Source organism: Methylobacterium sp. J-072 (assembly GCF_022829425.1).
Taxonomy (GTDB): Bacteria; Pseudomonadota; Alphaproteobacteria; order Rhizobiales; family Beijerinckiaceae; genus Methylobacterium.
Genome location: NZ_JAKSYK010000155.1, coordinates 1 through 1,168, shown reverse-complemented (window position 1 = coordinate 1,168; position 1,168 = coordinate 1). Strand labels below are relative to the sequence as shown.

Sequence of the window (1,168 nt, the reverse complement as noted above, 5' to 3'; positions counted from 1 at the left end):
AGTCGTTGATGGCGGCGACGACGCCGGCGCCGACGGTGCGGCCGCCTTCACGGATGGCGAAGCGCAGCTTCTCCTCCATGGCCACCGGCACGATCAGCGTGACGTCCATGGTCACGTTGTCGCCCGGCATCACCATCTCGGTGCCCTCCGGCAGCTCGCACACCCCGGTCACGTCCGTGGTCCGGAAGTAGAACTGCGGCCGGTAGTTGGTGAAGAACGGCGTGTGCCGGCCGCCCTCTTCCTTGGTCAGGATGTAAGCCTCGGCCTTGAACTTGGTGTGCGGCTTCACCGAACCGGGCTTGCACACGACCTGGCCGCGCTCCACGTCCTCGCGCTTGGTGCCGCGCAGCAGCACGCCGACGTTGTCGCCCGCCTGACCCTGGTCGAGCAGCTTGCGGAACATCTCCACGCCGGTCACCGTCGTGGTCGTGGTCGCCCGGATCCCGACGATCTCCACCGTCTCGCCGACCTTGACGATGCCGCGCTCGACGCGACCCGTCACCACCGTGCCGCGGCCGGAAATCGAGAACACGTCCTCGATCGGCATCAGGAACGGCAGGTCGATCGGGCGCTCAGGCTGCGGGATGTAGCTGTCCACCGTCTCCATCAGCGCCAGGACGGCTTCCTTGCCGATCTTGGGCTCCTTGTCCTCCAGCGCCATCAGCGCCGAGCCCTTGGTGATCGGGATGTCGTCGCCCGGGAAGTCGTACTTCGACAGCAGCTCGCGCACCTCCAGCTCGACCAGCTCCAGGAGTTCCTCGTCGTCGACCATGTCGACCTTGTTGAGGAACACCACCAGCGCCGGGACGCCGACCTGGCGGGCCAGCAGGATGTGCTCGCGGGTCTGCGGCATCGGGCCGTCGGCCGCCGACACCACCAGGATCGCGCCGTCCATCTGGGCGGCACCGGTGATCATGTTCTTCACGTAGTCGGCGTGGCCGGGGCAGTCGACGTGGGCGTAGTGCCGGTTGGCCGTCTCGTACTCCACGTGCGCCGTCGAGATCGTGATTCCGCGCGCCTTCTCCTCCGGCGCCTTGTCGATCTGGTCGTAGGCCGTGAACGTCGCCCCGCCCGTCTCCGCCAGGACCTTCGTGATCGCCGCCGTCAGCGACGTCTTGCCGTGGTCGACGTGACCGATCGTGCCGATGTTGCAGTGCGGCTTGGTGCG

Annotated in this window: 1 protein-coding gene; it reads right to left on the bottom strand. The window is 67.5% G+C overall.

The features are described from left to right. A partial coding sequence (gene tuf / locus MKK67_RS18050; protein ID WP_243966839.1) for an elongation factor Tu occupies positions 1-1,168 on the bottom strand: 1,168 nt, incomplete at both ends.